This window comes from Nonomuraea sp. N2-4H (genome assembly GCF_045291505.1).
Lineage (GTDB): Bacteria > Actinomycetota > Actinomycetes > Streptosporangiales > Streptosporangiaceae > Nonomuraea > Nonomuraea fastidiosa.
Window position 1 is genome coordinate 7,045,091 of record NZ_CP147987.1, and the last position, 25,639, is coordinate 7,070,729.

Genomic DNA, 25,639 nt, shown 5'->3' on the forward strand with positions numbered 1-25,639 from the left:
CGAAACTGCGCTGGGGCCTCCGGTACGAGCGACATTGTTGCGAGTACGTGAGCATCGGCGACGCCGTGAAACAGTGCGACCGCGGCCAGGGCCTGCTGGTCGCCCGGCGGAAGATGGGTGAAGGAGTAGGCGACGCTGGCCGACAGGGAGGTGGTGCGGTCGCCGTCGTCGCGGCCCGGAAAGGGTGCGGTGCCCTGCAGGGCGGCCAGTAGTGCGTCGGGGTCGTTGTTGGCCAGGTGCGGCAGGATCAGCCGCATCGCCAGCGGGTGGCCGTCCAGCCACCCCATCAGTTCGGCGAACGCCGGTGTCTGCCGGCGCCGCCGGGAGTTCGGGAAGGGCCGCAGGAGGTAATCGGCGTAGTCGATCGCCTCATCCTTGCTCAGCCCACCGACCTCGATCCGCCGCAGTTCCTGGCCGAGCCACGTCTCCGGGCTACGGCTAGTGATCAGGATTGAGCTCCTGCCTGATTGGGCGAGTTGGTTGAGGAATTGCCGAAGCTCCTCCAGTTGGGTGCCGGTCAGCGGCGGGGTAGCAGCCGTGGGGTCAGGCATGGAGCGCACGGATTCGAAGTTGTCCCAGATCAGCAACAGCCGATGCTCGGCCAGGAGTTGCTGCACGATGCGGCGGCGCTCACCGGTGTCGCAGAGGGCGAAGTCGGCGCCGAACACGCGTAGCCCGATCGTATTGATCACACCGTCCAGGCCGAAGGAGGCAACCCCGGGTTCGAAGGAATGCCAGATCACCCAGTCCGGCCGGTCGACGCCGCTGGTGTCGCGCCACCATCGGCCGAACGCCTTGGCCAGCTCGGTCTTGCCCGTCCCACCCGGCCCGTGCAGGATCACCACTCGTTGCAGCCGGGCCGCGGCCTCCAGCGTGTAGAACAGACCGTCACGGCCCACGAATGTCCCCACCGCAGCCAGATCATCCCCTGTCGGGTCACTGCCGTCCGAGCCGGTGCGGAGCCGGTCGAGCATGTCATCCAGGGACGCTCCTCGGCGCTCGGTTCGCAGATTGGGGAAGCTGACGTCGCGGCGCAGGTAGTGCACCGGCACCGCCCAATCCGCCAGCGGCAGCTTGCCTTTGGGGCTGGGTCGTTCATTGCGCAACGCCAGGCGGGCGCGGCCGGCGGTGACCGCGTCGGCAACCCGGTCTCCGGCGAACAGCCGCTCATAGAAGGCGGTCATGAACTCCGCCGCGGCGACCGCGTACACGCTGTAGGCCATCGCGACCACCGACGCCGCCCCGCCCTGCACCAGCCGGGTCGCGACTGCTGCCTCCACCTGTGTGCCCACCTGGCCGGACTGGCAGGCGTTCAACACCACCACCGGCACCCGTCCACGCGACAGCACCTGCGCTACCTTCTCCGCCGGCACCAGATCGGGCCCGCCGCTGCTGGTTTCGAACGCGAGCATCCCCTTCGGACCTGATCCCTGGTAGCTCAGCGGGTCCCATCCGGCTGAGGGGACGTGCCCGTCGCCGAACACGCCATGCCCGTCGAAATGCACGATCTGGAACGGTTCGCCCGCCTCGACCGCGTCCGCCAGGACTTCCTGCAATCGCTCTAACGTGGGCGGGCGCAGCACGACCAGGTCGACGTTGCCGCGAACTGCCTCAAGCCGCTCGACCAGCGGCCGGGCGATCATCTGATAGCCCACATCCCTCTCGCCAGCCGGGCGGGAGATCACCATCAGCACCCGCAGCCGCGTGCCGCTCGCAGGAAACGCCTCGGTCAGGTCGGCGGTCGGCAGGCTGCGGGTCAGCGCGACCTGATCCAGCACCAGCGGCGTCCCCCGTGCGGGATCCCGCATCAACTCCCAAGGCAGGCCCAGTCGCTGTGCCGTGGCTGACTGGATGACCACCTCGACCGGATTTCCCCGCGCTCGCACAGTCGCGTATGCGGCTCGCAACGGCGCCGATCCGAACACTGCCTCAAAAATGCTCTCGCCCCAGACAGGCAGTTTCGCAGCGATATCCGAGCCGCGGTCGGAATAGACCGCGAAGGGGTAGCGAAGGTAGTCCTCCAAATACCAGCGCAGGTCCTCCAACTCCTGCTCATCAAGCGGCCAGGATACCTCCACCGGATCCCCTACTGGCTTCGGGAACTGCTCGCCTGCCAGCCACACCGCCACCGACACCCGCCCATCAGCGCCGATGTCCACCAGCAACCGATCAAGCACTGGCCCCCCCACCCACTCCACATCACGACATAGATGCAACTGTCATACGAGCCCCGTCCTCGAAGTTCTCAGCTTAGTACGGCAGCCGTAGATCGTGATCTTCACGGTGTTGCCGCTGGTCGTGTGGCGTGACGCGAAGAGCCGCCGCGATCATGTCGAGTTGTGACACAAGACCAGGCCGCGGCGGCTCGTGCCGTCACCGTAGCGCATACCGAGCACGCCGCTCTACACCAGGAACTCATGGCCCGGATAGCGCCCTGCTTCCCCCGCCGTGAAAGCCGCGCCACCTGCGCACAGATGCTGGCGGGGCTGCTGATGGAACTGGAGGACAAGAACTGCTGGACCCTGGCCGAGGCGGCCGGACACCCCACCCCAGACCGACTCCAGCACTTCCTGGCCCGCGCCTCCTGGGACGAGCAGCAGGTCACCGCCCAAGCCGCCCGATGGGCGATCGAGCACCTGGACGACGGCGACCCCGACCACGCCGTACTGATCATCGACGAGACCGCCGACGCCAAGTCCTCCACCGACGCCGCCGCAGCCGCCCGCCAATACAGCGGCACCCTCGGCGGTGTCGCGTTATGCCAGGTCGCAGTCCACCTGGCGTACGCCACCCCACGCGGGCACACCATCCTCGACCGCGCCCTCTACCTGCCCGCAAGCCGCGCAGCCGACGACGAACACCGCGAGCTGGCCCACATCCCCGAACAGACCATGTTCGCCACCAAACCCCAGCTCGCCGGCGACCTGCTCCAACGCGCGCACGCGACCGGCATACGCGCCGCCTTCGTCACCGGGGACGAGGTATACGGCGGCCGTGAGCTACGCACCCTGATCCGCACCCTGCTCCTGGGCTACGTGCTGGCGGTCCGCTCCAGCACCACGATCATCACCCACGCTGGACGCACCCTCGCCGCCAAAGACGCCGCCACGCTCATCCCCGCCGGCGCATGGATGCGGCTGCGCACCGGCAGCGGCACCAAAGGCACCCGCCACTACGACTGGGCGATGCTGGCCATCCGACCCGACGACACCCCCGACGAGCACGACCCCGGACACGCCGCCCTGCTGATCCGCCGCCACCGCTACACCGGCCAGATGTCGTTCTACCGCTGCTGGAGCCCGCACCCGGTGCCGCTGGCCCGCCTGATTCACGTCGCCACGTCCAGATGGCGCATCGAAGAAGATCATCAACTTGCCAAGCAGACCTGCGGCCTGGACGCCGGACAGGTCATCCGCTGGCGCTCTTGGCACCGCTGGAGCACCATGGCCTTGCTCGCCTACGCCTTCATCGCCGTGGCCACCGCCTACCAGCGTCAACTTGACGGTCCCCTCGCCGAGCATCTCGGCCTGGTCGCCATCGCCATCCCCGAACTGCTCCGCCAACTGCGCGGCGTCGTCATCCCCGACCCACGACGGGACCCCGAGCACCGTCTGACCTGGTCCATCTGGCGGCGACGGCACCAATATCGAGCGCGCCTCTGCCACCAGCGATGGCATACCTACGCCGAGACAACACCATGATCACAACAATCTACGGCTGCCGTATCAGGAGCAGGGCCTGGCCGCGACCGGTGGACAACTGCGGCAAGGCGTCGGGGACGTCGGTGCCCAGATGGAGGACTTGGAGCCAGTCGTCGTTGAGCCGGCCGATCCAGACGACGCCTGTCCCGCCGCCGACGTCCACCCCTTTGAGTAAGTCAGCCCAGGCACAGTTCTTACCGGTAGTGCTGTCGGCGCCCAGCAGGTCAGCGGTTTCCTCGATGCCAAGACCTCGCACCCACATCGCCGTGAACGATTGGCCCATGCCGTAGTCGTGGGCCAAGTGCCACAGCCGCTCCGCATGCCTCATCGCAGTCTCCCGGTGTGGGCGGACCCCATGATCCTCATTGCCGACAGCAAACGGTATCGCGCGGAGAGGACGCGTCAGGCCGGCGCAGGGCTGGCCGGTGCCGCCGGGTGCCCCGGGTCGTCGCGGTGGAAGATGGCCAGGAGGGCGAACCAGATCAGGATCATGATTCCGGCCGGGCGCAGGTATTCCTCGGCGAGATGGGTGCCGACGAAGGAGTAGCCGCCGAGCCAGACGCCGGTGATGACGCCGACTACACGCACCGGCCAGAAACGGCTGACCAGGGAACTGGCCACGATCCAGACACCGGCGAGGACATGCCCGCCCAACCGGACCGCCCAGGCCGTGTCGTACTCGATCGCGTTGATCATCAGGATGCCCGCGAGTACGTCGAGTGCCACCCAGCCGTAGCCTGCGGCTTTGGCCCAGGGTGCCGCTTCCAGGCGCGATACCAGGAAGAGGATCGAGAGGTGGAAGAAGACGCCCAGGTATTCTCCCCACGCCACGTCCGGGTCCGTGAAGAAGGCGATCACGGCAGGGAGGAACAGAACGAGGGGTAGCAGCGCCACCAGGCGCAGGCTGGCGTAGTGCCGCCGAGAATCGAGCATGGGGGAGTCCTTGTACGTCGAGCTGTGTGGTCAGGTCGAACACTAAGAAAAAGGTGTTGATATGTCAACAGTTGGCGGCGGTGAAGCCACCGAGCTGTGGTTGCGGTGGAAGCGCGCCTACGAGACGGTCCGCGCCAACGTCGTCGCCGAAACGACTGCGGCCTCCGGCGTCTCAGAGGCGGAGCTGAGTGTCCTGGTCGCCCTGCACGAGTCCGGTGGAAGCCTGCGGCAGAACGCCCTCGCCGCCGCCCTCGGATGGGACCGGACACGGCTGTCGCACCTGCTGACACGGATGGTCAACCGCGGCTACGTGGCCCGCGCCAAACTCCAGAACGGGGTGGAGGTCACGCTGTGCCCGGAAGGCAGACACGTGATCGACGCGACGTTGCCGACCCTGGAAACGGCCACCCGGCGTCACATGCTGGACCGGCTCGGCCCGGACGACGCCAAGACGCTCAAGGCCCTCGTCGACCGTCTCCTGCCCGGCGAAGGAGGCAACTGAGGCCAAGAGGGGCGAGTCATCTTCACGTCCCGCGGGATGTGCGGGCCAGCCTTGATCTGCAACAGTGAGGCCATGACTCCTGCGACGCGGAAGCCCTGGTGGGACGAGCTTTCGATGATGCGGAGGGTGGCCGTCTTCGCGTCCCCGCCGATCTGTGTGGTGCTCGGCCTGGCCGGGTTGGTCGTCATCCGGCCCTCGGGGCTCGAACTCGCGGGGCTCCTGCTCTTGGTGGTGGCCGGGGCCGCGCTGTGCGTGAGCAACGTGCGTGACCTCGTACGGAAGAGGAGTTCGCACCTCGCTTGAAGGTGATCGACCGGGGCCGGGGTGAACGCGCGCGGCCCCGGGTGGTGAGTGGTTCCCCTCGCTGCGGGGGGCTGAAGTGGGCCGTCCGATATCCAACCAATCAAATCGTCGTCTTTATCGGGATAAATATGTTTATGTACGATGGCCTGGAATTCCTGACCGGAGGTGTCCCGTGGATTCCAGGACCAGCGTCAAGACCTTACTTGTCGCCGCGCTTATCACCGTCGCCGGTTTCGCGTTCGCCAGCCCGGCCCAGGCCGACGACGAGGTTCCCCGCGGCGGGGCGGTGCGCACCAACGGATTCACCTGGTCGAACTGACCCCAGTGCCCAGTCCGCGGCGCGTTCGCTTCGGTATTCGCTTAGAACTGTCCTAGTACTCCAGCCGCATTTAGTGATCGATGATTCGTCGCTGTCGCTGGTAATGGCAGCGGCGGGCGCGGGCTTGATGCCGACGTCGCCACTGTGACCAGCGGATTCGATGACTGGCAGGGTGCCGGGGCTGGGCAAGATGAGCATGCAGACGCCGGATCTCGTTGACGGTAAGCGGGATCAGCTCGCCGGAATCGTCACCGTTCGCACCCTCAAGCTGTGATCGTCCCTGTCGGCAGGGCCCCCTGTGTGGCCAGGCCCGAGAAAGCCTCGCCCTGCTGAGCGCCCGTTGCGCCGGGTGGGCCGGCGGCGAGGAAAGCCAGGTGAGCGTGAGCGACCATGGCCAACGTGACGTGCCGATACCAGGCCAGGTGCTTGCGGACCTGGTAATGGTCCAGGCCGACCTCGTTCTTGGTGGCCTGGAAGCATTCCTCCACGCTCCACCGCGATCCCGCCACTCGCACCAGCTCCGGCAGCGCGACCGGGCCGGTGGCCCAGCAGGTGTAGAACGCCAGCTCGCCGGAATCAGTGATGGAGCGGCGGGCCAGCAGCCACTCGGCCGGGCCGAGCGGGATCCACGCCCAGTCGTAGTAGCGGTGGCCCTTGGCACCCTGGCCGCAGGAGTAACGCTGCCACGCCTGCTCCTCCAGCGCGGCGAAGACCTCATCGGCACGCATCTTCCGGCCGGCCAGCACGATCGGGTGGTCACAGGAGACAGCGAACACGTAGCTCAAACCCCGGCTGCGGCACCGCTCACGCAACACGGGGTTGTCGCCGTAGCCCTCATCCGCGGTGAGCCAGGCGAAGGTGAGCAGCGGATCGTCGGCGGCCCGCTCGATCATCCTCCAGGCCAGCTCCGGTTTGGTCGCGAACTCCACCTGCTCCGGGATGCCGGCGTCGGTGCGCCGCTCGGGTGCGGTGAACCAGGAAGCGGGCAGATACAGTTCCCGGTCGATCAGCACCCGTTGCCGGCCGGGGTGCAGGTAGGAGGCGAACACTCCGACCTGACAGTTGGTGATCTTTCCGGCCGTGCCGGTGTACTGGCGCTGCACCCCGGCCGAGCGGCGGCCCTTCTTCTCGAACCCGGTGTCGTCGACCACCAGCACCCCGTCCAGGCACCCGAGCCGCTCGGCGACCTGGGCCCGCAGTGCATCCCGGACCGCATCGACGTCCCAGCGGGCGTGGTTGAGCAGTCGTTGCATCCCGTCGGGTGTCGCGTCTCCGGCGAACTCGGCCAGGGACCAGCCGTTCTTGCGTTCCAGCGAACTCAGCAGGCCCAGCAGGTAACCACGCGCTCTGATCCGCGGCTCACGCCGGCCGAAGAACGGTGCCACTACCTGCGCGAACAGGTCATCGAACGCATCGGCCCATACACGCGGGTCGATTTCGGCTACCGTGGCTGCCACGGCCACCGCCGATCATCTGGATTCCACACACCCACATGATCACTGCGGTGGCCGTCTCACGTCTCAGCCTCGACCAGATCGAGATCTCGAAGTGCGGCTGGAGTATTAGACACTTCAGCCACTGTCCAGTATCCGAACGAAACGAAACCACAACTACCAGCACCGCCGCCCGGCATCGGTCTGACCGAAAAGCTGAATATATCGACCAACAAATCTCCTGACCGAACCGCCTATGATCCAGAACCCGAACTCAGATACGAGTTAAGCGGAGGGCCGTGGTCGAGAGCCGGCGTCGCTGCTCAACCGTGTGACGCCGTACGGGACGATCACGTGCGTGACGCGGCGTTGCTGTACTCCCTGCTGTACAGCAGACCACGGCAACCCGCATATCCGGTGGCAAGCCGAGCCGGAGCGCAGGGTCGGCAGGCCCGAGCACCGGAAGCGGCGCGGCAGCCCGACCGTCCGCTTTTCAGGCGGAGCAAGCACCCTGCTCAACTGATGGAGGCCGTGGTCAGGCGCATGTAGACGGTGGCGCGTATGCGTCCGGGTGTGGGGACGTTGCTGTCAGCGCTGCTGTCACCTCAGCCATGGTCACCCGGTGGCAAGGCCCGACGGAGGAGGGCCTTGCCGGCGATCGCCCCAGCCCGTGAGGCGGGTACCGAAGTAGGCGATCGTCACGGCCTCAGCCACCTCGTTTTTCAGGAGCTCAACGTACTCCCACTTTAGACAACAGGCCACGGCAGAGGCTCATGAAAATTGACGGACAACAGCTTAAGTTGTTACAGAGGGATTTCGAATCAAGCGATCGTTTTGATTAAGCGTAAGGATAATCCGTTTTGAGTAGGTTACCAAAATGCTCCTAGAAATCTCATTGTCCACGGCGACAACTTGTAGCGTGTCTTCGTATTCACGGGCGACACGATCAAGGAGCCTGTAGACGTCGCGCACACGATCCCGGTCAAATCCCTCATGGCCAGCATTGGCCGAAATGCCGTCCAGGATCAGCAATCCTGGCATTGGGAGTCTCCGATCAATACACACTGTATGATGCGCAAGAGCATGCGCTATATTGACAAGAGTTTTCAAGCCCTGACTTGAAAGCTCCTCAAAAGTGCGTCCTGACACTTCAGGGAGATAGGTCTTTCGGTTGATAGTAACAGACAGTTCCTGGCCGAGATCTGGAATGTGGAGCTCGCGGAGGTAGCGAGTCATTCTTTCCTCGAGGGCGTTGACATTATCCTCGGCATCAGACTGGCTTAGCTCACGACCGCTAATTTCGGAGATTAGCTCATCGCGCTGTCTCTCCAGTTCGTCGCGATCCTGCACGTGCGCTTCATGGCGCATCAACAGCTGGATATAATCCTGCAGCCTTACTTTTTCTGCCTCTATGCGAGCTTGCTCTGCTGCAAAGTGCTCAATCCTATTCGCTTGGTCGGATACGAAGGCCTGCATGCGCCGATCCAGATCGGTCGAAAGCTCAGCAATGAGCTCGTCAAGCCTGAATATCTCGGCTAGTAACTTCTCATGCGCTGTACGCCGCGATTCTATTACATCCGTCGTTTCTGATAGTTGACTTGCAATACGCTCCTGCTCTACCAGTAAGTGCTCGCGTGATGACGACGGCCGAGGCGGCTGCATGCATAGATAACAGAGATGAGGATCAGTTCGACCCGCATCAATATCATTACCGCACCGTGGACATACGATGAAATCAAAATCCACAAGCCACTCATCTGCTACGATAGCGCGCGTCAATCGAGCGGATTGAGCTTTTAGCTGCTTGTACAGGTCGCTCAGATCGGCAATCTGCCCCTCCAGTCGCATGGCACGGCTTGCAAGGTCTGCGCGACGAGATCGGGAAGCAAGTAGAGTCTGGCGTAGCTCTTGTACCCCTGGTATTTCATTCGACTCTACACTAAGAGCATGGCGTTGTGACACTACCTGCTGCAATGCTTCCTCGCGAGCAGTAAGTTGACTGCGAAGAGCATCCAAGTCGGAGAATGGAGTATCCGCGAGAAACTTTTCCCTGATGGCAGCACTTTGTTCTAGCGAGTTCAGCTGCAGCTCAATGCTTCGCAGCTTCGCGTTGAGTAGAGCCAGATCAGGATCATAGTAGCCGTAAGCCAGCTCAAATATCCATCGCCGCTTAAGGTTGCGCCAATCACGACGGTGACCAAATACCTCTGTATCCAGTTCATCGCCTGTTATGATGCAATACCCAAGCCAATCAGTCATCGTTACAGGCGTAAGGTTGCCCGTCGGTTGGTTGCGTGCCTGTGGGACACTAACTGCTGGGATGGTAAGGCTTTTTAGGAGGAATTCGCTATACGATCGGCTTGGTGCCGCAACAGGCACACGCAACGAGGTAGGCTCGCGCCCTGGCTCAGGTGAATCCTCACTGACTTCTACTAGTGCGTCACGCGTTGTAGTCCTAGGGCGATAGATATGCCAGACCTGGTCGCCAAGCATAACGTTCCCACGAATAGCGCTCAGATAGTCCACCTCGGGCGCTAAATCGCGCGGCATAGTACCAAGCAGCGCTCGAATGAGCCTTACAAAGGTTGTCTTCCCGGTAGTGATATCTCCCACAATCAAATTGAGCCCAGGAAGGAATGGTACTCTCCGAGCCCCGCCGACTAATTCCACCTCAATGAGTCGCAGTCTGTGAGATTCAGCAGATTGATCAATAGTGCTGTTGTCATGAGGCGGTGTCGGCTCTACTGAACTCATGAAAGCTCCTCGTTCCAGGCGGCATCCGCGATTTCGGGAAGTTCATACAAGTACTTTTTCAAAGTCGCGCCAGGCTTATCTAAATAACGGCGTAATAGCCGCATCCTCTCGACCAGTTGTGCGTAGCTTTCATCTTTTCCTAGGTCTGCAGCAAGCCCAGCGCCGATGTCAGAGGTTCGGTAGCCCATTCCTGAGGTGCCTGCAAGGGGAGCTACTTCCACAAGCCCTCTGCCTATGAGAGAACCTAGCAAAGCATAATACGAAGGGTCCCATGGCCCATATCGATATCTCATCATTCTTGCATCGAGTGGCGCTTCGTCCGGGTTAATAGTAGCAACATCGGCGGCTTTAGCGCCGTGTGAGAGAAGGACCCGGCGTAGATAGCGAGGGTAACGAACAAGGAAGTCAAGTTTTGCTAGCTTAACTCGACCCTCTAGATATCGCTTTCCTGCCCCACGCTTGTGACTGAAGGCATCAATAAGCAACAGTAATCGTGCTTCAGCTTCTCGAGAAGGGCGGAATCTATTACGTGAAACTGTTGTGGGGTCGGCGGTAGGCGGGCCGGCGGCTCCTCGTTTGTCGTTAGTTGTGCGGTTCATGCTGCTCGCCACGGAAATTTACAGAGATCAGATAGATGACCGAGGTAGCCATAAATCAAATATGGGTCTCCGCCGAAAACTTGCTTGCGATCGCATTGTCCCAGATCTGTAGGCCTGCTTAGAAGATCTGCGGCAATGGCCTCCGCAGGGTGGGCTGCCGCACCAGGATTGGTGGCAGACAGTAGGGAGAGCCTTAGAGCGGTGGCTTCAGCTAGTGTCAGAACTCGTCTACCCAGGTCCGTGAGATCTGCCTCAGCATTATCTCTGCTTGCCAGCAGGAGTTGCCGTTCTAGTTCCATATCTGCCCGCATTTCTTTCGCGTTCAGAATAGTCTTTTCTCTAGCGCCTGCAGCCGTCATTTTCAGCTCAAGCAATGTGGCGCTCGAACCGTTGGCTATTCGGTTTAGTAGTTGTTCAGCGGACTCTCCCGGCATCGGAGGAGTGAGAGCAATTAGCTTGCTATGACTGAGTATTTGATCACGGATCGGCTCAAACTCATCGCCATCCAAGCTGTCCGTTGTCGCTCCTCCACTACTAGCGAAGAAGGCGGCGATAGCAAGATTTGCTTGAGCTGATGCTGGGGCTTCCGCACCCTCTTGTGCCGCGCTTACTGTGTCTAGCAGCTGCTGATAGAGATGGCGAAGCTCCTGTTGCGACATCGCAGGCCAAAGCGCGCCTAACTCCCACAATACTTTGGCATCAATATGAGCCCTAGTCGGCTGGTCTGGGTAAATGAGTAAGCGGGAAAGAAAGTCATCGACACAGTAACGGTCTAGGCCAAGGCTGACAATTTTCCCTCGAATAGAGCGAGTGGCCGATGATGGATCCGCAACGAATGCTACCGTTTCGGAGGCGTCCGAGATTGGCCCTTCCATCCACAGCTCAAACGTTGCGCTTTCATGCAGCCCTGCCGAACGCGCCTCCTTATAGGAGCGTATGAGTGCATCAATCCCCTTGTCGCACATTGATGATGCGCTCCACGAACCGCGATCTCGGGTTTTTAGCTGCAGATACCGGACATGGCTAGAGTAAACCATGGTGATATCTTCTATATGCTCACATATTAGATATTTCAATCCATTCGCGTCCGATAGGCACGTCAACCATTGGCGAAGCGCTTGCTTAGCCTGCCATACGTAGCGTTTAAAGGTATCCAGCCCCGCCTTTTCGCTTTCCATCTGCGCCAACATGCTGAGCAAATCTGGCTGGGGAGACTCCACCATCACCTCAATCTCTCGACCCATGGGTTTTGCTGCGGTAACTCCCACAGGAGCTTCCAGGCGATATGTCGAGCGCTGACTCCCGTATCGTCCCAACTCACGGCGTAGTTGACCCTGCCCTCACGGATAGTTCTCCCTTGCGGGACACTTCGTTACAGGTCATGCCGATGCTCCCGGAGCGTTCCACTCGTATGGGTGCTAGGCAAGCTCGTAACTGTAGGCGTCGCGTGCGTTCTAGCGCAGTGCTACCGCTGGATCGCCAATGTGCTCACCTCACCAGCGTTAGCGAGCGACTGCGGCTCTTGCAGCAGCCGGTGCTGACCTCGACGGATGTCGGATCGGTACTTGTAGATGCGCTGTTCTAGACGTCGGCTGCAGTGCTGATGGCGCGTGGGCGACGCCGGCCGCGACCGGCCGGAGAGCCGCAGCGCGGCCAGCGACCGCCCAGCGCGCGGCAGGCCGCCGCAGGCGGGCTGCCCTTGATGACGTGGAGATAAGTTGCTTTCTGGCCCGACCGTAGTTGTGTCTGAATTACTGCTTGTACGGCTGGGCGGTGGTCCAGATGCGGGTGAAGCTGGTCAGGTAGGTGGTGGCCGGGCCCTCGTTGTCTTCGTCGGTCATGTGCATGACGGGGGCGTTGGCGGCTGGGGTGCCGTAGGCGTGGGTGTTGATCAGGAGTTGTTTGTCTGCGCGGTACAGGGAGTTGTAGAGGACTGTGCGGTGGAGGCGGAGTTCGATTCCGTCTACGTCTTGCAGGGGGCGGTAGAGGGTCAGGGCGTTCTTGATGCGGGCGGCCATGACGTCGGCGCCGATGCCTTCGTCTTCTCCTCTTGCGGCGACTTGCGGGCTGTCGGGGTCGCCTAGGAGGAGGCGGACTCGGACGCCGGCCTTTGCCCGGTCGGTGAGGATGCGGTGGATGGCGGCGTCCTCGGCGAGGAACAAGGCGCTGTAGGCGAGGATGTCGATCTCTTCGATGGCGCTGGTGAAGTGGGTGCGCCAGGTCGTCTGGGGGATGGCCCATCGGTGGGGGTAGATCGTCAAGATGCCGGTGGCCACCGGCTGGCGTTTGGGGGCGGCTTCCGGCCATAGGTCTGCCTCGTCCACCTTGAGGAGGTCGGCTACGGCCCAGCGGTGACGGGGGTAGGGGGTGCGGCCGTTGAGCCATCTGCTGACGGTTTTCGGGTCTACGGACAGGGCGGCGGCTACGTCGGCGGCGTTGAGGCGGGCTGCGGCCAGTGCGTAGCGGAGATTGTTGTTCATGACCGGCCTGCTCCTCTCGCAGAACGACCCTGTCCTGCGAAGGTAACACCAGACGTCCCTAGACGTCCCCTAGTTGCGGTGTTCTCGCCCCAGGTTGCGGAGCCAAGCTCGACGCACCAACCCACACCGGACATCGAGGGAGGGCGAAGGTGCAGCAGAGCCAGAGCATCAAGGCGCAGCAGCGGGCATACGCCGAGCGGTTGCTTCTCGCGCTGGGCGAGCAGCTCGGGGAGCGCGGCGTTACGCACGTGTTCGTGGTCGCTCAGGATGGGCGGCCGGCGCTGGACGTGACCGACAGCCGGGGCCGGATGCGGCGGGTGTTCGTCCATCTGCCGTTCTGCTGGTTCTACTGGGGTGAGCAGCAGGATGAGCGAGTCTCGTTCCTGGACATGGCCCGCGCGGTGGATCGGATCGAGGAGGCCGCCCGCGCCGGGTGGGCGGACGGTGAGCAGGGCGACCTGCGGATCAACCTGGACAAGCTGCTCGATGCTTACCGCGGCTGAGCAGATGGCCGAACGGGAGTGGCTGACCGGGGGGCGGGTCTACGTCCAGATCGCGGATCGGGTACGGGAGTGGATCCGGTCGGGTGAGTTCGCCCCTGGTCAGGCGCTGCCCTCGGAGGGCGAGCTGTGCCGGCGCTTCGGAGTCGCGCGCAACACCGTGCGGCGTGGGCTGGCCATTTTGGAGGAGGAAGGATTGCTGGTCACCGTGCCGTCCAAGGGGCGCATGGTGGCCGGCCACGGTACGGCGGCCTCGTACCGGTATCAAACGATCGCGGCGTGGTTGAGGCGGCAGATCGAGCAAGGGCACCTCTCTCCGGGTGATCTGCTGCCGAGTGAGGCTGAGCTGAGGCGGCGGTTCGAAGCGTCGCGGAACACCGTTCGGCAGGCCCTCACCGTGCTGGAGCGGGAAGGGCTGATCGTGGCGGAGCATGGGCGCGGGCGGTTCGTCCGGATATGGGAGCGGAAGACGTCCCAGGACGTCTAGCCTTCCCCGGCGATTCGGGGCGTAGTTCGCGCCTATCGTGAACCGCGTGGGACATACCGAATGGGCATACGGCCTGGCCAAGGACCTGCTGGAGACGACGCTGCCCCGGCGGTGGGCGCACACGCAGGGTGTCGCCGAGCAGGGCGAGCGCCTGGCCTCGATCCTCGGCGCGGACAGCGACCTCCTGATCGCCGCCTGCCTGCTGCATGACATCGGGTACGCCCCCGACCTCGTCAACACCGGCATGCACCAGCTCGACGGCGCCCGCTACCTGCGGGACGTGGCCAAGGCGGACGAGCGGCTGTGCCGCCTGGTGGCGTACCACTCGTGCGCGGACAACGAGGCGCGGCAGCGGGACCTGCTCGACGTGCTGGTCAAGGAGTTCGATCAGGAACGGGCGGACCTGGCGCGGGCGCTGACGTACTGCGACATGACCACCGGGCCGGATGGCCGGCACCTGGACGTCCTGGACCGGCTGGCCGAGATCCATTCCCGGTACGGTCCCGAGCACGTGGTCAGCCGGTCGATCACCGACGCGACCCCGTGCATCGTGTCGTCGGTGCGGTCGGTGGAGGCGGCGCTAGCCGATGTAGGGAAGGCCGACGCCGGATAGGTAGTGCTCGATCCGCATCCGCATCGACCGATCCATGGGCAGGGACAGGACCTTGTCCCTGGGTACCCAGCGGACTTCGCGAGACTCGTCGCTCGGCGTCGGCTCACCTTCCACGGGACGGCCGGTCAGGACGAGGGAGAACTCCTGACGGGCCTCGCCGTTGGAGGTGTAGAGGATCACGTGGCGCGGGTCGCTGTAGGTACCGACCAGACCGGTGATCTCGCACGTGATCCCGGTCTCCTCCAGCGTCTCGCGAACGGCCGCCGCCGGGATCGACTCGCCCAGATCGATCGCCCCGCCCGGCACTGCCCAGTTGTCGTTGTCCGTACGGTGGATCATCAGCAGATCGCCGACCGCGTTCGTCACGATGACGTTCACGGACGGCACCAGACTGTTGGGCTCAGGCGCGGCGGGATCGTCGTAGTAGTCGATGCGCTTGCCCACAGATCACGCCTCCACGGGGACGGCCCCGTCCCAGACTCGCTCGAAGCTCTCAGCGTACGTCGTGACCATCTCCCCACCGGCCACCCTGCGGAGATGGAGGACGGGAGCGTTGGCGGCCCGGTTGCCGTAGACATGCATGTTGATCAGGAGATCGTCGTCGGCGCGGTAGATCGAGTTGTAGAGGATCGTCCGGTGCAGCCGCAGCTCGAAGTTCTCCACCCCGAAGAGCGGCCGGTACAGCACGAGCGCGGTACGGATCTGCGCCGCCAGCCCATCCCCGACACCTTCGTCGGCTCCCCGCCGGGCAACCTCAGCGCAGTCGGGGTCACCGAGCAGGATGCGCACCCGTACGCCGGCCCGTGCCTTCTCACCGAGCAGCCGCACCATGGCGGCGTCGTCAGCAAGGAAGAGCCCGCTGTAGACGAGCACGCCGATCTCCTCGGACGCGCCGGAGAACAGATGTCCCCAGGCGTCCCTCGGCACCGCCCACCGGTGCGGATAGATCGCCACGACCTCGCTCTCGGACGCGGCCACGACCTGCTCACGGGAGAGGGCCTGCGGCCACAGGTACGTCTCGTCCACCCCCAGGTACGAAGCCGTGGCAAACCGGTGCTTACGGTACGGCTCGCGCCCCTTGGTGATCCACCGCTCCACGGTCTTGGGGTCGACCTGGATCGCCTCGGCCAGCTCCGCGACGCTCACGCCCTTCTGCAACAGCGCCGCGCGTAGCCGTTCGTTCGCCATCTCACCTGCTCCACAGGACGTCCGGGGACCTGGCCATCGTAGGCCGGACGTCTTGAACATGTCCCGTCGTGTAGTGATCTCGTCCTGACTCTGCGTCGCATCCTCGGTTGCGCAACGCCACAACGGCACCGACCGAAGGAGGGGATGCATCAATGCACATCGAGATCACCGTTCCCGGCGAGACGCCCGCCTGCGAGTGCGGCAACGCCCTCACCCGAGGACAGAACCGCTGCCGCAAGTGCCTGGCTCGGGCCCGCTGGGCGCGTAAGGAGCGGGCCAGGAACCGCCGCCGCAACCGCCGTTCGGAGACCCGCCGTCCGCCGCGCGGCCCGGCGCAGGCGGGGGTGGTGTGGGCATGACCGCGCTTCCGCTGATCATCGCCGGATTGCTGGGGGTCGCGCTGCTGGCCGGGTACGTCACGGTCCTGGTCGGCATCCGCCGCGAGGACAAGCGGCTCAGCCTGCGTCAGGCGCCGGCCGGGGCCTCGGCGTCGCTGGCGCGCAAGGTCACCGGCTGCTACGTCCGGAACGGCGTGTCGTGGACGTAGCCAACTGCTCCTCGACTTTCGCCAGTCGCCGCGACAGGTCCTCGACGGTGGCGCGCAGCTCGGCCAGCTCGTCCCGGGGAGCCGACTCGGCGTCGCGGACGAACACGCCCTTGCCCTGCTGCCCGATCACCAGGCCCTCGGTGCGCAGCACGCCCACCGCGAGCTTCACCACCGACAGGGACGCCCCGTACTGCTCGGCGAGCTTCGCCGTGGACGGCAGCGGAGCGCCGGGCGGCAGAGACCCGCCGCGGATCTGCGCGCGCAGGTCGTCGGCGATCTGGAGGTAGGCGGGCTGCCCGGTGTGTCTGACCATCGCCCATCTATCTCACCACGAATGTTCGACCTGGCCAACCGAGGGAACATTGACAACTGAGCCAACTAGGTTAACTATGTTGCTCACGATGAACGAGGAGGTCACATGCGTTCCGTCCCGATTCCTGTCGATGTCAGCAAGCTCGCCATCACCTGCGTCAAGGCCCCGCGCCCGCGCGTGCTCAACAAGGACACCGGCGAGATCAAGACCGACAAGCACGGCAACACCGTCTACGAGGTCACCGTCTCGGTGGAGGACGAGTTCGGCCGCATCGAACTCGTCAAGATCGGCATCACCGGCGAACCGCCCATCAGCGTCGGCGACCGGGTCAACGCCATCGGCCTGCTCGGCTACGTCTGGGAGGTCGCCGGCCGGTGGGGCATCGCGTACCGCGCCAACGCCCTGCTCCCGATCCGGGAGACCGTCGATGCGTGATGCCCTGGAAACGCTCGCAGTCCTGGCCGCCGTGGCGGCCGGGCTGTGGGCGTGGCGCCGCTACCACCGCCAGTCCTTCTGGCTGGTCTGTGGCTTTCCGCTGGTCGCGCTGTCGGTACGGGCCTCGTGGCGACGGGTGGCGCTGGGCTGCGGGCTGACGAAGAAGCGGCAGCGGTGGTGGTTCACGACCGTGCCGGGCGCGATCGCCTCCACCGGGATCGTCCGCGTACGGCGCAGGTGGCAACGCGTCGCCGTGGACACCAAGCCGTTCATGTGGCTGCCGCTGCCGACCCGGCACGGCTGGCGCGTCACCCTGCACACCCTGGAAGGCCAGACGCCCGGCGACTACGCCGACGCCGCCGAACGCCTCGCCCACTCCTGGGGTGTGCACGCCGTCCGCGTCTCGTCGCCCCGGCCCGGCCGCGTCGTCCTCATGGCCACCATGCGCGACCCGCTGGTCAAGGTGGACGACCTGCCGCCCTCGCCCGACCTGCTCAAGGTGGTCGTGGGACGGCTGGAGACCGGCAAGCCGTGGATCATCGACTTCCGTACGGTGCCGCACTGGATCAACGCGGGGGCGACCCAGTCCGGCAAGAGCAACCTCGCCAACGCCCTGATCGTCGGCCTCGCGCCCCAGCCCGTCGCGCTGGTCGGCTTCGACCTCAAGGGCGGAGTGGAGTTCACACCGTACGCACCCCGCCTGTCGGCCCTGGCCACCTCACGCGCCGAATCGGTCGGCCTGCTGACCGACCTCGTCGGCCTCATGATCGACCGCATGGGCCTGTGCCGCCAGGCCGGCGCCGCAACATCTGGCAGCTCCCGCCCGCCCTCCGCCCCGTCCCGGTCGTCGTCCTGGTGGACGAGCTGGCCGAGCTGTACCTGATGGCCGACAAGTCCGAGAAAGACGAGATAGCCAAGGTCTCCACGGCCCTGCTCCGCGTCGCCCACCTCGGCCGCGCGTTCGGCATCTACCTGTTCTGCTGCGGCCAGCGCATCGGCTCCGACCTCGGCCCCGGCGTCACCGCCCTGCGCGCCCAGTGCTCGGGCCGCATCTGCCACCGCGTCAACGACCCCGAGACCGCCACCATGACCCTCGGCGACCTCGACCCCGCCGCCCTCGTCTCCGCCCGCTCCATCCCGGCCGAGACGCCGGGGGTCGCCATCGTCGCCGGCCAGGACGGCCAGTGGTACCGCGCCCGCTCCTTCTACGTCACCGAGCAAGCAGCGGAACGCGCCGCCCGCACCCACGCCCACCTCACCCCGTCCTGGGACGAGATCACCACCCACCTGCCTCAGCCCGTCACCGCCTGAACCCAAGGAAGGGAGGAACGATGCGACGCTGCGCCAGCCGGCTGCTCGACACCGGCCCGGTCATCGTCCTGGCCGTCATCGCGGGTGCCGGATCGTTCACCCACATCCGCGACACCGCCAGCCAGCACGGCCAGACCGGCTGGATGTCCTGGGCCGTCGCCGTCTGCATCGACCTCACCTGCGTCATGGCCGCCCGCGAACGCCAGCGCGACCGCAAGCTCGGCCGGCCCCGGCGCGGCCGGGTCTCCTGGCCCGTCCTCGTCCTGACCGGCGGCATCGCCCTGTCCCTGGCCGCCAACCTCGCCCAAGCCGACCCGACGGTGTGGGGCTGGATCACCGCCGCCACCCCACCCGCCGCCTTCATCACCGCCATCTCGATGCTGGAACGCCGCGCGGCGAACCCACCGCCCCCGGATCCAGTGGCGCAAGAACCGGAGAGCGAGCCGGCCCTGGCACCCGCCCTCGTCGCCTACGCCCGTCGCATCGCCGACGACCACCAGGCTAAGCACGGCAAACCCATCACCAGCGACGCCCTCCGCACCCACCTGGGCGTCTCGCACCAACTCGCCACCGACCTGATGCGCACCCTGCGCACCACCTGAAAGGAGAGCCCGCCATGCGCATCCGCATAGACGGCACCCGAGCCGAGATCGTGGACGCCCTGTTCCGCCTGCGCCTGCACTTCACCGTCATCGGCGTCTCCCGCGCCTACCCCGACCGCGCCCGCCCGCACCACTGGCGCGTCTACCTCACCACCACCGCCAGGAAGCCGCCGACATGACCGAGCAGGTGATCCACTACCGCTGCTGCACCTGCAACGGCACCGGCATCGACGCCGACGACGCCCGCTGCCGTGACTGCGACGGCACCGGCATCGACAACCACGGCGCCTGAAAAGCGCAGCGCCCTCGGCCTGGCCGCACATCCGCCAAGACGCCTGCCAGGTCGAGGGCCGTCCCTTCACCCGTACGAGCGAAAGGAGGACTCCATCTTGCCCACAACCCACGCCACCGCGCACGCCAAAGCGGGCATGATCGCCCGCCTGAACAGCCCCGACTACGACCGCTGGGCCGGCCAGATCCGCGCCACCGGCGGCTGCCGCCAGCCCATCCACCTACGCGGCAAGATCGACCACTACGACCGCGCCACAGGCCGGCTCTGCACCGCTACACCACCAAGCACGAGCCAGACGGCGTCCTCCGCATCCCCTGCAAAACCCGCCGCGCCTCCCGCTGCCCCACCTGCGCCGAGACGTACAGAGCCGACACCTACCACCTGATCCGCGCCGGCCTGGTCGGCGGCAAAGGCGTCCCGGAAACGGTCGCCACCCACCCAACCCTGTTCATCACCCTGACCGCACCCAGCTTCGGCGCAGTCCACACCCACCACGAGAGGAACGGCAAGCCCCAGCCCTGCCACCCACGCCGCAACGCACGGACCTGCCCGCACGGCATGGTGATGTCCTGCACCGCCCGCCACAGCAAGAACGATCCCCGCCTCGGCGAACCACTGTGCCCCGACTGCTACGACTACACCGGCACCGTCCTGTTCAACGCCCTGGCCCCGCTGCTGTGGAAGCGCTTCGCCGACTCCGTACGCCGCCACCTGGCCAAACAAGGCGGCCTACCCCTGAAGGACCTGCGCCACCACCTGACCCTCTCCTTCGCCAAGGTCGCCGAATACCAGCGACGCGGCGTCGTCCACTTCCACGCCGTCATCCGCCTGGACGGTCCCGGCGGCCCCACAGCACCCCCACCACCCTGGGCCACGCAAGAAGCCCTAACGGAAGCGATCAACCACGCCGCGAAGGCCGTCACCGCGAAGGTTCCGGCCTATGCCGACCACCCCGAACGCACCCTGCGCTGGGGCGACCAACTCGACATCCGCCCCATCACCATGAACGGCGACCTCACCGACCAGACCGTGGCCGGCTACATCGCCAAGTACGCCACCAAGGCCGCCGAATGCGTCGGCACCCTGGACCACCGCATCAACCCGCTCGACAACCTGGAGACGTACAACCTCCGCGCCCACGCCCGCCGCCTCATCACCACCTGCCTGCAGCTAAGCAAAGAGCCGGCCCTGGCAGACCTCCGCCTCGCCGACTGGGCCCACATGCTCGGCTTCCGCGGCCACTTCTCCACCCGCTCCCGCCACTACTCCACCACCCTCGGCGACATCCGCGCCGACCGCGAACACCACGCCCGCACCGAAGACATCACCACCGGCCGCCTCCCGCTGTTCGACGACGACACCGTCCTCGTCATCGCCGAATGGCACTACGCCGGCAAGGGCCACCCACCCGGCGACCAACTCCTGACCGCCGCCCTCACCGGCACTCGCCTCGGAGGCGCCCATGACCTCTGAGCTGCTCACCGTCCCGCAAGCCATGGCCGCCCTGAAGGTCAGCCGCTGGACGCTCTACAACCTCATCCGCTCCGGCGAGCTCCGCTCCATCGTCGTCGGCACCCGCTGCCGCCGCATCCCCGCCACTGCCCTGAACGACTACGTGACCCGACTCTGCGAGGAGGCCGTCTGATGCCCACCAAGACCATCTCAGCCTCCGCAGACGAGCCCCGCCGTCCACGCAGAAGCCGCCGGACCCGCGCCAACAACGAAGGCTCGATCTTCCCGTACAAGAACGGCTGGGCAGGCTACGTCTGGGTCACCACCCCGGAGGGGAAGCGGACCCGCAAGTGGACGTACGGCAAGACCCGCGAAGAGACCCACGAGAAATGGCTCAAGCTCCACGAACAGGCACGCAAGGGACCCGTGGCCACCAAGCACGAGACCGTGGGTGCGTTCCTCCGACGCTGGCTCACCGAGGTCGTCGAGCCCAACCGTGAGCCGACCACGTACGTCGCGTATGAGCCGCTGGTCCGGCTCTACCTGATCCCCGGTTTGGGGAAGAAGCGACTCGACAAACTGACCGTCCGCGACGTGCAAGCCTGGCTCAACACCCTGCCCACCCTTTGCACCTGCTGCGACCAGAAGAAGGATCACAAGCGTCCGGAGGGCAAGCGCCGGTGCTGCGCCATTGGGAAGTGCTGCCAGAGCTACCCGGCCCGGTACACCATCATCGGCATTCGCCGTACCCTCCGAGCCGCTCTCAGCCACGCCATCCGCGAGGAACTGATTTCGAAGAACGTCGCTGCCCTAACCACCCTGCCCAGCACTACCAAGACCAAGAAGAAGCGGCTCCAGATCGTCTGGAGCGTGGACGAGGCCCGTCGATTCCTTGAGCACGTCCGGGACGACCCGCTGTACGCCGCATACGTGCTCATCCTCGTCCTAGGCCTGCGCCGTGGTGAGGTCCTCGGCCTGGCCTGGGACTGCGTGGACCTGGAGGGTGAGGAGATCCACATCGCCCGCCAACTCACCAGGGTCGGCGGGCAACTCCTCCACCGTGACAAAGTCAAGATCGATGACTCGCCAACTTCCCTCCCTCTCCTGGGCCTGTGCATCTCAGCTCTGAAACAGCGCAGGGAAGTACAGGATCAGGCACGAGAGAAGGCCGGCGACAGGTGGAAGGACTCGGGCCTGGTCTTCACCACGAGATACGGCACGCCCATCGAACCACGGAACTTCAACCGCGCCTTCGAAGCGCACTGCAAGAACGCCGGTGTCCCGCGCATCCGCGTCCACGACACCCGCCACACCTGCGCCTCGCTCCTGGCAGCACTCGACGTCCATCCGCGCGTGGCGATGCGCATCCTCAGGCACTCACAGATCAGCGTGACCATGAACGTTTACACCCAGATCGCAAGCCCGGAAACCCGAAAGGCCCTCTACAAGCTCAATCAAAGCCTCGACGGCTGAGCCGCTCCGGGACAGTGTGGCCTCTCATGACTACGAGAGGCCACGCTTCGTGTCTGTTGAGCGACAGCAACGCTCGACATGCCATCCCAACTGTCTATCATGCACCTATTGGCCTTTTGCTAGGAAACAGGTCCTGGCCTGCACAGTTGGGATGCCCTTCCTCTCTTGACAACGCGGGAGATGGAACATCCACGACAGGGCAAAGCGCCGTGCAGAAGCAAGCAGAAGATCTGTGAGATGCCAATCCAGTGCCCGAACTGTGGCCACACGATCTACCAGCGCCGCACCGTCAGGCGCCGTGCCATCGACCCGAGCGTGCTCGTTGAACGTCCCCCTCTGTCCGAGGAAGGCGGCTGGCTTACTACCGAGCAGGTGGCAGCCGACTTGCACATCAAGCCCAACAGCCTGACGAGCATGGTCTCCCGCAAGGCCTTTCCGAAAGCAGACCTCAAGTGGAGGGGGCGCAATTACTGGAGGCCCTCCACCGTCCCACGCTGGTGGGAAGAGTCCCGACGAGTCGTCTTCGACCCGCCCAGCGACTGCCCCTGATCATGAGCTTCCGGCTCCCACGAGCGAAGGGAGAACGTTCCTCAGATCACAATTCGGGATCCACATCCGCCCCTAAGGACTGTTCGCTTTCTCCAGCCGCAGCGGGTCTAGAGGCTGTCAGGGATGCGCCGAGGCCGTTGCTGTACAACGCTGCTGTACGACATGACAAAGGCCCCTTCCCGAGTCCCGGAAGGGGCCTTCTAGCTGCGAGCCGACGTGGGGAATCGAACCCCAAACCTTCTGTTTACAAGACAGATGCTCTGCCGATTGAGCTACGTCGGCACGGCCTACCAGTGTAGACGCTACCGCCGCCTGTGACGAGCGGCCTCGTACAGCGCCACTCCCGCCGCCACTCCCGCGTTGAGGGATTCGGCGGCGGCGCGCATCGGGATGCGCGCGAGCACGTCGCACTGCTCGCGGACGAGCCGCGACAGCCCCTTGCCCTCCGAGCCTACGACGATGACCAGCGGCTCGGTCAGCAGCTCGACGTCTTCGATGTCCGTCGAACCGCTGCCGTCGAGGCCAACGATGAAGAGGCCGGCCTCGCGGTATTCGCGCAGGGCGGCGGTGAGGTTGGAGGCGCGGGCGACGCGCAGGTTGGCGAGCGTGCCCGCGGACGTCTTCCACGCGCCGCTCGTCACGCCGGCGGAGCGGCGGGACGGGATGAGCAGGCCGTGGGAGCCGAACGCGGTGGCCGAACGGGCGATGGCGCCCAGGTTGCGCGGGTCGGTGACGGAGTCGAGGGCGACGATCAGCGGCACCTCGGCGGCGTCTTGAGCGATCTCGATGAGCTCGGACGGGTGCGCGTAGTCGTAGGCGGGGATCTGCAGGGCGATGCCCTGGTGCACGCCGCCTTCGGTCAGGCGGTCGAGCTTGTCGCGGGTGGTCTCGAGCAGCGCGATGCCGCGCTCGGCCGCGATCTTGATGGAGTCGCGTACGCGGTCGTCGTTGTCGATGCGCTGGGCCACGTAGAGCGCGCTGCACGGCACCCCGGCCTGCAGCGCCTCCAGGACCGGGTTGCGCCCGCCGATGTACTCGGGCGCGTCCTCGGAACGCCGCTGCGGCCGCGCCGGGGTGGCGCGACGGACGCCCGTGCGCTCCTCCCGCGCGATGCGCTCGGCGCGCGCCTTCTCCTTGTACCAGTGCCGCATCTCGGCAGGCGGCGTCGCGCCCTTGCCTCGAAGCGCACGGCGGCCCTGCCCACCGGTGCCCTTGGCCGGGCCCTTCTTCTTCGCGGGCTTGCCCGATGCCCTACCGCCTGCTGCCATGCGTTCAAGGGTACTCGGGCCGCCGCCCTCCTCAGCCCACACGAGGCCCGCACGAGGCCCGCACGAGGCCCACACGAGGCCCACACGAGGCCCGCACGAGAGGGGCCCCGCGCTGTTCACATGGCCGGCGGCCGCCCTGGACGCCACGACCGAGGCGGCCTGACCATCGATGACTACCGGCGCAGCTCCCAGCGCGGCCCGTGCGGGGTGTCCTCGACGGTGATGCCCGCCGCCGCGAGACTGTCCCTTATCGCGTCGGCCGCCTCGTAGTCCTTGCGCTTGCGCGCCGCCTGGCGCTGCTCCAGCGCCACCGCGACCAGCGCGTCCACGACCGGCGTCAGGTCGGAGCCGGTGCCCCGCCACTGCGGCGAACGCGGGTCGAGGCCGAGCACGTCGAGCATGTTCTGGGTCTCGGCGAGCAGCCGCGCCACGGCCTCCTTGTCGCCGCGCGACAGCGCCACGTTGCCCTCGCGCACCACCTCGTGCACGACCGCGAGCGCCTGCGGCGTGCCGAGGTCGTCGTTGAGCGCGTCGACGAACGCCTGCGGCAGCGGCGCGTCGGCGTCCACGTCGTGGATCACCTCGGCGGCCCGTGTCACGAACCCCTCGATCCGCTGGTACGCCGCCGCCGCCTCGAGCAGCGCCTCCTCGGAGTATTCGATCGAGGAACGGTAGTGCGGCGCCGCGAGGTAGTAGCGCAGCTCGACCGGACGCACCTTCTGCACCATCTCGGGGATCAGCAGCGAGTTGCCGAGCGACTTGCTCATCTTCTCGGTGCCGATCTTGAGCAGGCCGTTGTGCATCCAGTAGCGGGCGAACCCGTCGCCGGCCGCCTGGGACTGCGCGATCTCGTTCTCGTGGTGCGGGAAGACCAGGTCGATGCCGCCGCCGTGGATGTCGAACGTCGGCCCCAGGTACTTCGTCGCCATCGCCGAGCACTCCAGGTGCCAGCCCGGCCGGCCGGGACCCCACGGGGTGGGCCAGGTGGGCTCGCCGGGCTTGGCGCCCTTCCACAGCGCGAAGTCGCGCGGGTCGCGCTTGCACGAGTCGTCGTCGGTGTCGCCCGCCTCCCGCATGTTCTCCAGCTTCTGGTTGGACAGCGAGCCGTAGCGGTCGGCGTAGGAGCGTACGTCGAAGTAGACGTCGCCGCCGGAGGCGTAGGCGTGACCGCGCTCGATGAGCCGCTCCATGAGCTGGATCATCTCCGGCACGTGGCCGGTGGCGCGCGGCTCGACGGTCGGCGGCAGGCACCCGAGCGTCTCGTACGCCCAGGTGAAGGCCCGATGGTTGCGCTCGGCCACGACGAACCAGGGCACGCCCTCCTCGGCGGCCACCCTGATGATCTTGTCGTCGATGTCGGTGACGTTGCGGCAGAACGTCACCTCGTACCCCGAACGCATCAGCCACCGCCGCAGCACGTCGAAATTGACGCCCGAGCGGATGTGCCCGATATGCGGAGGAGCCTGCACGGTGGCCCCACACAGGTAAATGGACGCCCGGCCGGCTTCGACCGGAACGAATTCACGGATGGTGCGCGTGCTGGTGTCGTAGATGTGCAGGCTCACGAAGGCAAGGCTAACGCCTC

General features: G+C 65.6%; 30 protein-coding genes, 1 tRNA gene and 1 pseudogene. 18 read left to right on the forward strand and 14 right to left on the reverse strand.

Annotated features, from left to right (window positions below):
- Window positions 1-1,103: 1,103 nt before the first annotated feature.
- Window positions 1,104-2,198, reverse strand: a pseudogene (locus WBK31_RS32230) (CHAT domain-containing protein); the annotation flags it as partial.
- A gap of 219 nt (window positions 2,199-2,417) precedes the next feature.
- Between WBK31_RS32230 and WBK31_RS32235 the strand changes: the two are divergent.
- On the forward strand, window positions 2,418-3,701 hold the full coding sequence (locus tag WBK31_RS32235) for an IS701 family transposase (protein ID WP_364070937.1): 1,284 nt from the start codon (window positions 2,418-2,420) through the stop codon (window positions 3,699-3,701).
- Window positions 3,702-3,711: 10 nt separating this feature from the next.
- Here WBK31_RS32235 and WBK31_RS32240 read toward each other — a convergent pair whose 3' ends face one another.
- Entirely contained in the window at window positions 3,712-4,029 is a 318-nt protein-coding gene (locus WBK31_RS32240; protein ID WP_378789627.1) for a hypothetical protein, read from the reverse strand.
- A 74-nt stretch (window positions 4,030-4,103) separates the two neighbouring features.
- Complete coding sequence (locus WBK31_RS32245; RefSeq protein ID WP_364294226.1) at window positions 4,104-4,634, reverse strand: hypothetical protein; 531 nt, start codon at window positions 4,632-4,634, stop codon at window positions 4,104-4,106.
- A 61-nt stretch (window positions 4,635-4,695) separates the two neighbouring features.
- Between WBK31_RS32245 and WBK31_RS32250 the strand changes: the two genes are divergently transcribed.
- From WBK31_RS32250 to WBK31_RS32260, 3 genes are all read left to right on the forward strand, one after another.
- Window positions 4,696-5,136: a MarR family winged helix-turn-helix transcriptional regulator gene (locus tag WBK31_RS32250; protein WP_378789625.1), complete on the forward strand. Its 441-nt coding sequence runs from the start codon at window positions 4,696-4,698 to the stop codon at window positions 5,134-5,136.
- Between the two features lie 126 nt (window positions 5,137-5,262).
- Entirely contained in the window at window positions 5,263-5,439 is a 177-nt protein-coding gene (locus WBK31_RS32255; protein ID WP_378789623.1) for a hypothetical protein, read from the forward strand.
- A 172-nt stretch (window positions 5,440-5,611) separates the two neighbouring features.
- Entirely contained in the window at window positions 5,612-5,758 is a 147-nt protein-coding gene (locus WBK31_RS32260; RefSeq protein WP_378789621.1) for a hypothetical protein, read from the forward strand.
- A gap of 263 nt (window positions 5,759-6,021) precedes the next feature.
- Here the strand turns inward: WBK31_RS32260 and WBK31_RS32265 are convergent, their stop codons facing one another.
- The 5 genes from WBK31_RS32265 to WBK31_RS32285 all read right to left on the reverse strand — a co-directional run bounded on the left by WBK31_RS32265 (window position 6,022) and on the right by WBK31_RS32285 (window position 13,024).
- The gene (locus tag WBK31_RS32265; protein ID WP_364070935.1) at window positions 6,022-7,158 is read right to left on the reverse strand and encodes an IS701 family transposase; all 1,137 of its coding nucleotides are present in this window, start codon (window positions 7,156-7,158) and stop codon (window positions 6,022-6,024) included.
- Between the two features lie 828 nt (window positions 7,159-7,986).
- The gene (locus WBK31_RS32270; protein WP_406673620.1) at window positions 7,987-9,450 is read right to left on the reverse strand and encodes a hypothetical protein; all 1,464 of its coding nucleotides are present in this window, start codon (window positions 9,448-9,450) and stop codon (window positions 7,987-7,989) included.
- A gap of 491 nt (window positions 9,451-9,941) precedes the next feature.
- Window positions 9,942-10,166, reverse strand: a complete 225-nt coding sequence (locus WBK31_RS32275) for a hypothetical protein (RefSeq protein ID WP_406673621.1) — start codon at window positions 10,164-10,166, stop codon at window positions 9,942-9,944.
- A 374-nt stretch (window positions 10,167-10,540) separates the two neighbouring features.
- The gene (locus WBK31_RS32280) at window positions 10,541-11,767 is read right to left on the reverse strand and encodes a dsDNA nuclease domain-containing protein (protein WP_406673622.1); all 1,227 of its coding nucleotides are present in this window, start codon (window positions 11,765-11,767) and stop codon (window positions 10,541-10,543) included.
- 528 nt (window positions 11,768-12,295) lie between these two features.
- The gene (locus WBK31_RS32285; RefSeq protein WP_406673623.1) at window positions 12,296-13,024 is read right to left on the reverse strand and encodes an XRE family transcriptional regulator; all 729 of its coding nucleotides are present in this window, start codon (window positions 13,022-13,024) and stop codon (window positions 12,296-12,298) included.
- A gap of 149 nt (window positions 13,025-13,173) precedes the next feature.
- Between WBK31_RS32285 and WBK31_RS32290 the strand changes: the two genes are divergently transcribed.
- Genes WBK31_RS32290 through WBK31_RS32300 form a run of 3 tightly spaced genes read left to right on the forward strand, consistent with a single transcriptional unit; the run spans window position 13,174 to window position 14,624 of the window.
- Window positions 13,174-13,527: a hypothetical protein gene (locus tag WBK31_RS32290; RefSeq protein WP_406673624.1), complete on the forward strand. Its 354-nt coding sequence runs from the start codon at window positions 13,174-13,176 to the stop codon at window positions 13,525-13,527.
- Window positions 13,528-13,531: 4 nt separating this feature from the next.
- Window positions 13,532-14,011: a GntR family transcriptional regulator gene (locus WBK31_RS32295; RefSeq protein WP_406673625.1), complete on the forward strand. Its 480-nt coding sequence runs from the start codon at window positions 13,532-13,534 to the stop codon at window positions 14,009-14,011.
- A gap of 46 nt (window positions 14,012-14,057) precedes the next feature.
- Window positions 14,058-14,624 carry an HD domain-containing protein gene (locus tag WBK31_RS32300; protein WP_406673626.1) on the forward strand — a complete coding sequence of 189 codons (567 nt, stop codon included), beginning with the start codon at window positions 14,058-14,060 and terminating at the stop codon, window positions 14,622-14,624.
- Here WBK31_RS32300 and WBK31_RS32305 read toward each other — a convergent pair.
- Together WBK31_RS32305 and WBK31_RS32310 are read right to left on the reverse strand one after the other, a co-directional pair.
- Complete coding sequence (locus tag WBK31_RS32305; RefSeq protein ID WP_406673627.1) at window positions 14,592-15,068, reverse strand: NUDIX hydrolase; 477 nt, start codon at window positions 15,066-15,068, stop codon at window positions 14,592-14,594. The two genes, WBK31_RS32300 and WBK31_RS32305, sit on opposite strands and share 33 nt — an antisense overlap.
- A gap of 3 nt (window positions 15,069-15,071) precedes the next feature.
- Window positions 15,072-15,812: an XRE family transcriptional regulator gene (locus WBK31_RS32310; protein WP_406673628.1), complete on the reverse strand. Its 741-nt coding sequence runs from the start codon at window positions 15,810-15,812 to the stop codon at window positions 15,072-15,074.
- 152 nt (window positions 15,813-15,964) lie between these two features.
- Between WBK31_RS32310 and WBK31_RS32315 the strand changes: the two genes are divergently transcribed.
- Together WBK31_RS32315 and WBK31_RS32320 are read left to right on the forward strand one after the other, a co-directional pair.
- Window positions 15,965-16,171: a hypothetical protein gene (locus WBK31_RS32315; protein WP_393199937.1), complete on the forward strand. Its 207-nt coding sequence runs from the start codon at window positions 15,965-15,967 to the stop codon at window positions 16,169-16,171.
- Window positions 16,168-16,359, forward strand: coding sequence for a hypothetical protein (locus WBK31_RS32320; protein WP_393199939.1), 192 nt, complete (start codon window positions 16,168-16,170; stop codon window positions 16,357-16,359). Before WBK31_RS32315 ends, WBK31_RS32320 begins: the two co-directional genes overlap by 4 nt.
- Here the strand turns inward: WBK31_RS32320 and WBK31_RS32325 are convergent.
- Entirely contained in the window at window positions 16,319-16,672 is a 354-nt protein-coding gene (locus WBK31_RS32325; RefSeq protein ID WP_393199941.1) for a GntR family transcriptional regulator, read from the reverse strand. The two genes, WBK31_RS32320 and WBK31_RS32325, sit on opposite strands and share 41 nt — an antisense overlap.
- 105 nt (window positions 16,673-16,777) lie before the next feature.
- Here WBK31_RS32325 and WBK31_RS32330 point away from each other — a divergent pair, with 105 nt between their 5' ends.
- From WBK31_RS32330 to xerC, 9 genes are all read left to right on the forward strand, one after another.
- Window positions 16,778-17,107 carry a hypothetical protein gene (locus tag WBK31_RS32330; RefSeq protein ID WP_406673629.1) on the forward strand — a complete coding sequence of 110 codons (330 nt, stop codon included), beginning with the start codon at window positions 16,778-16,780 and terminating at the stop codon, window positions 17,105-17,107.
- Entirely contained in the window at window positions 17,100-17,990 is an 891-nt protein-coding gene (locus tag WBK31_RS32335) for an FtsK/SpoIIIE domain-containing protein (RefSeq protein WP_406673630.1), read from the forward strand. Before WBK31_RS32330 ends, WBK31_RS32335 begins: the two co-directional genes overlap by 8 nt.
- The gene (locus tag WBK31_RS32340; protein ID WP_406673631.1) at window positions 17,963-18,418 is read left to right on the forward strand and encodes a hypothetical protein; all 456 of its coding nucleotides are present in this window, start codon (window positions 17,963-17,965) and stop codon (window positions 18,416-18,418) included. Before WBK31_RS32335 ends, WBK31_RS32340 begins: the two co-directional genes overlap by 28 nt.
- A 20-nt stretch (window positions 18,419-18,438) precedes the next feature.
- Window positions 18,439-19,020 carry a DUF2637 domain-containing protein gene (locus tag WBK31_RS32345; RefSeq protein ID WP_406673632.1) on the forward strand — a complete coding sequence of 194 codons (582 nt, stop codon included), beginning with the start codon at window positions 18,439-18,441 and terminating at the stop codon, window positions 19,018-19,020.
- 14 nt (window positions 19,021-19,034) lie between these two features.
- Window positions 19,035-19,199 carry a hypothetical protein gene (locus WBK31_RS32350; protein ID WP_393199949.1) on the forward strand — a complete coding sequence of 55 codons (165 nt, stop codon included), beginning with the start codon at window positions 19,035-19,037 and terminating at the stop codon, window positions 19,197-19,199.
- Between the two features lie 210 nt (window positions 19,200-19,409).
- Window positions 19,410-19,697 carry a hypothetical protein gene (locus tag WBK31_RS32355; protein ID WP_406673633.1) on the forward strand — a complete coding sequence of 96 codons (288 nt, stop codon included), beginning with the start codon at window positions 19,410-19,412 and terminating at the stop codon, window positions 19,695-19,697.
- Window positions 19,622-20,785 (forward strand): replication initiator, encoded by a 1,164-nt coding sequence (locus tag WBK31_RS32360; RefSeq protein ID WP_406675546.1) that lies wholly within the window; start codon window positions 19,622-19,624, stop codon window positions 20,783-20,785. Before WBK31_RS32355 ends, WBK31_RS32360 begins: the two co-directional genes overlap by 76 nt.
- A complete protein-coding gene (locus WBK31_RS32365; protein ID WP_393199953.1) occupies window positions 20,775-20,957 on the forward strand; it encodes a helix-turn-helix transcriptional regulator in 183 nt (60 codons plus the stop codon). The genes WBK31_RS32360 and WBK31_RS32365 overlap by 11 nt, the downstream gene beginning before the upstream one ends.
- Entirely contained in the window at window positions 20,957-22,237 is a 1,281-nt protein-coding gene (xerC, locus tag WBK31_RS32370; protein WP_406673634.1) for a tyrosine recombinase XerC, read from the forward strand. The genes WBK31_RS32365 and xerC overlap by 1 nt, the downstream gene beginning before the upstream one ends.
- 758 nt (window positions 22,238-22,995) lie before the next feature.
- Here xerC and WBK31_RS32375 read toward each other — a convergent pair.
- The 3 genes from WBK31_RS32375 to cysS all read right to left on the reverse strand — a co-directional run bounded on the left by WBK31_RS32375 (window position 22,996) and on the right by cysS (window position 25,619).
- Window positions 22,996-23,068, reverse strand: a tRNA-Thr gene (locus tag WBK31_RS32375).
- 20 nt (window positions 23,069-23,088) lie between these two features.
- On the reverse strand, window positions 23,089-24,054 hold the full coding sequence (gene rlmB, locus WBK31_RS32380; RefSeq protein ID WP_364063102.1) for a 23S rRNA (guanosine(2251)-2'-O)-methyltransferase RlmB: 966 nt from the start codon (window positions 24,052-24,054) through the stop codon (window positions 23,089-23,091).
- Between the two features lie 173 nt (window positions 24,055-24,227).
- A complete protein-coding gene (gene cysS / locus WBK31_RS32385; RefSeq protein WP_364063099.1) occupies window positions 24,228-25,619 on the reverse strand; it encodes a cysteine--tRNA ligase in 1,392 nt (463 codons plus the stop codon).
- Window positions 25,620-25,639: the final 20 nt, after the last annotated feature.

Excerpts from the sequence above, each read along its gene's own strand:
- WBK31_RS32330 (WP_406673629.1), top strand. The coding sequence starts at position 16,778 with ATGCGTTCCGTCCCGATTCCTGTCGATGTCAGCAAGCTCGCCATCACC.
- WBK31_RS32285 (WP_406673623.1), bottom strand. The coding sequence starts at position 13,024 with ATGAACAACAATCTCCGCTACGCACTGGCCGCAGCCCGCCTCAACGCC.
- WBK31_RS32335 (WP_406673630.1), top strand. The coding sequence starts at position 17,100 with ATGCGTGATGCCCTGGAAACGCTCGCAGTCCTGGCCGCCGTGGCGGCC.
- WBK31_RS32235 (WP_364070937.1), top strand. The coding sequence starts at position 2,418 with ATGGCCCGGATAGCGCCCTGCTTCCCCCGCCGTGAAAGCCGCGCCACC.
- rlmB (WP_364063102.1), bottom strand. The coding sequence starts at position 24,054 with ATGGCAGCAGGCGGTAGGGCATCGGGCAAGCCCGCGAAGAAGAAGGGC.
- WBK31_RS32350 (WP_393199949.1), top strand. The coding sequence starts at position 19,035 with ATGCGCATCCGCATAGACGGCACCCGAGCCGAGATCGTGGACGCCCTG.
- WBK31_RS32325 (WP_393199941.1), bottom strand. The coding sequence starts at position 16,672 with ATGGTCAGACACACCGGGCAGCCCGCCTACCTCCAGATCGCCGACGAC.
- WBK31_RS32270 (WP_406673620.1), bottom strand. The coding sequence starts at position 9,450 with ATGACTGATTGGCTTGGGTATTGCATCATAACAGGCGATGAACTGGAT.
- WBK31_RS32245 (WP_364294226.1), bottom strand. The coding sequence starts at position 4,634 with ATGCTCGATTCTCGGCGGCACTACGCCAGCCTGCGCCTGGTGGCGCTG.
- WBK31_RS32240 (WP_378789627.1), bottom strand. The coding sequence starts at position 4,029 with ATGAGGCATGCGGAGCGGCTGTGGCACTTGGCCCACGACTACGGCATG.
- WBK31_RS32250 (WP_378789625.1), top strand. The coding sequence starts at position 4,696 with ATGTCAACAGTTGGCGGCGGTGAAGCCACCGAGCTGTGGTTGCGGTGG.
- WBK31_RS32280 (WP_406673622.1), bottom strand. The coding sequence starts at position 11,767 with ATGGTGGAGTCTCCCCAGCCAGATTTGCTCAGCATGTTGGCGCAGATG.
- WBK31_RS32295 (WP_406673625.1), top strand. The coding sequence starts at position 13,532 with ATGGCCGAACGGGAGTGGCTGACCGGGGGGCGGGTCTACGTCCAGATC.
- WBK31_RS32315 (WP_393199937.1), top strand. The coding sequence starts at position 15,965 with ATGCACATCGAGATCACCGTTCCCGGCGAGACGCCCGCCTGCGAGTGC.
- WBK31_RS32310 (WP_406673628.1), bottom strand. The coding sequence starts at position 15,812 with ATGGCGAACGAACGGCTACGCGCGGCGCTGTTGCAGAAGGGCGTGAGC.
- WBK31_RS32345 (WP_406673632.1), top strand. The coding sequence starts at position 18,439 with ATGCGACGCTGCGCCAGCCGGCTGCTCGACACCGGCCCGGTCATCGTC.
- WBK31_RS32365 (WP_393199953.1), top strand. The coding sequence starts at position 20,775 with ATGACCTCTGAGCTGCTCACCGTCCCGCAAGCCATGGCCGCCCTGAAG.
- xerC (WP_406673634.1), top strand. The coding sequence starts at position 20,957 with ATGCCCACCAAGACCATCTCAGCCTCCGCAGACGAGCCCCGCCGTCCA.
- WBK31_RS32320 (WP_393199939.1), top strand. The coding sequence starts at position 16,168 with ATGACCGCGCTTCCGCTGATCATCGCCGGATTGCTGGGGGTCGCGCTG.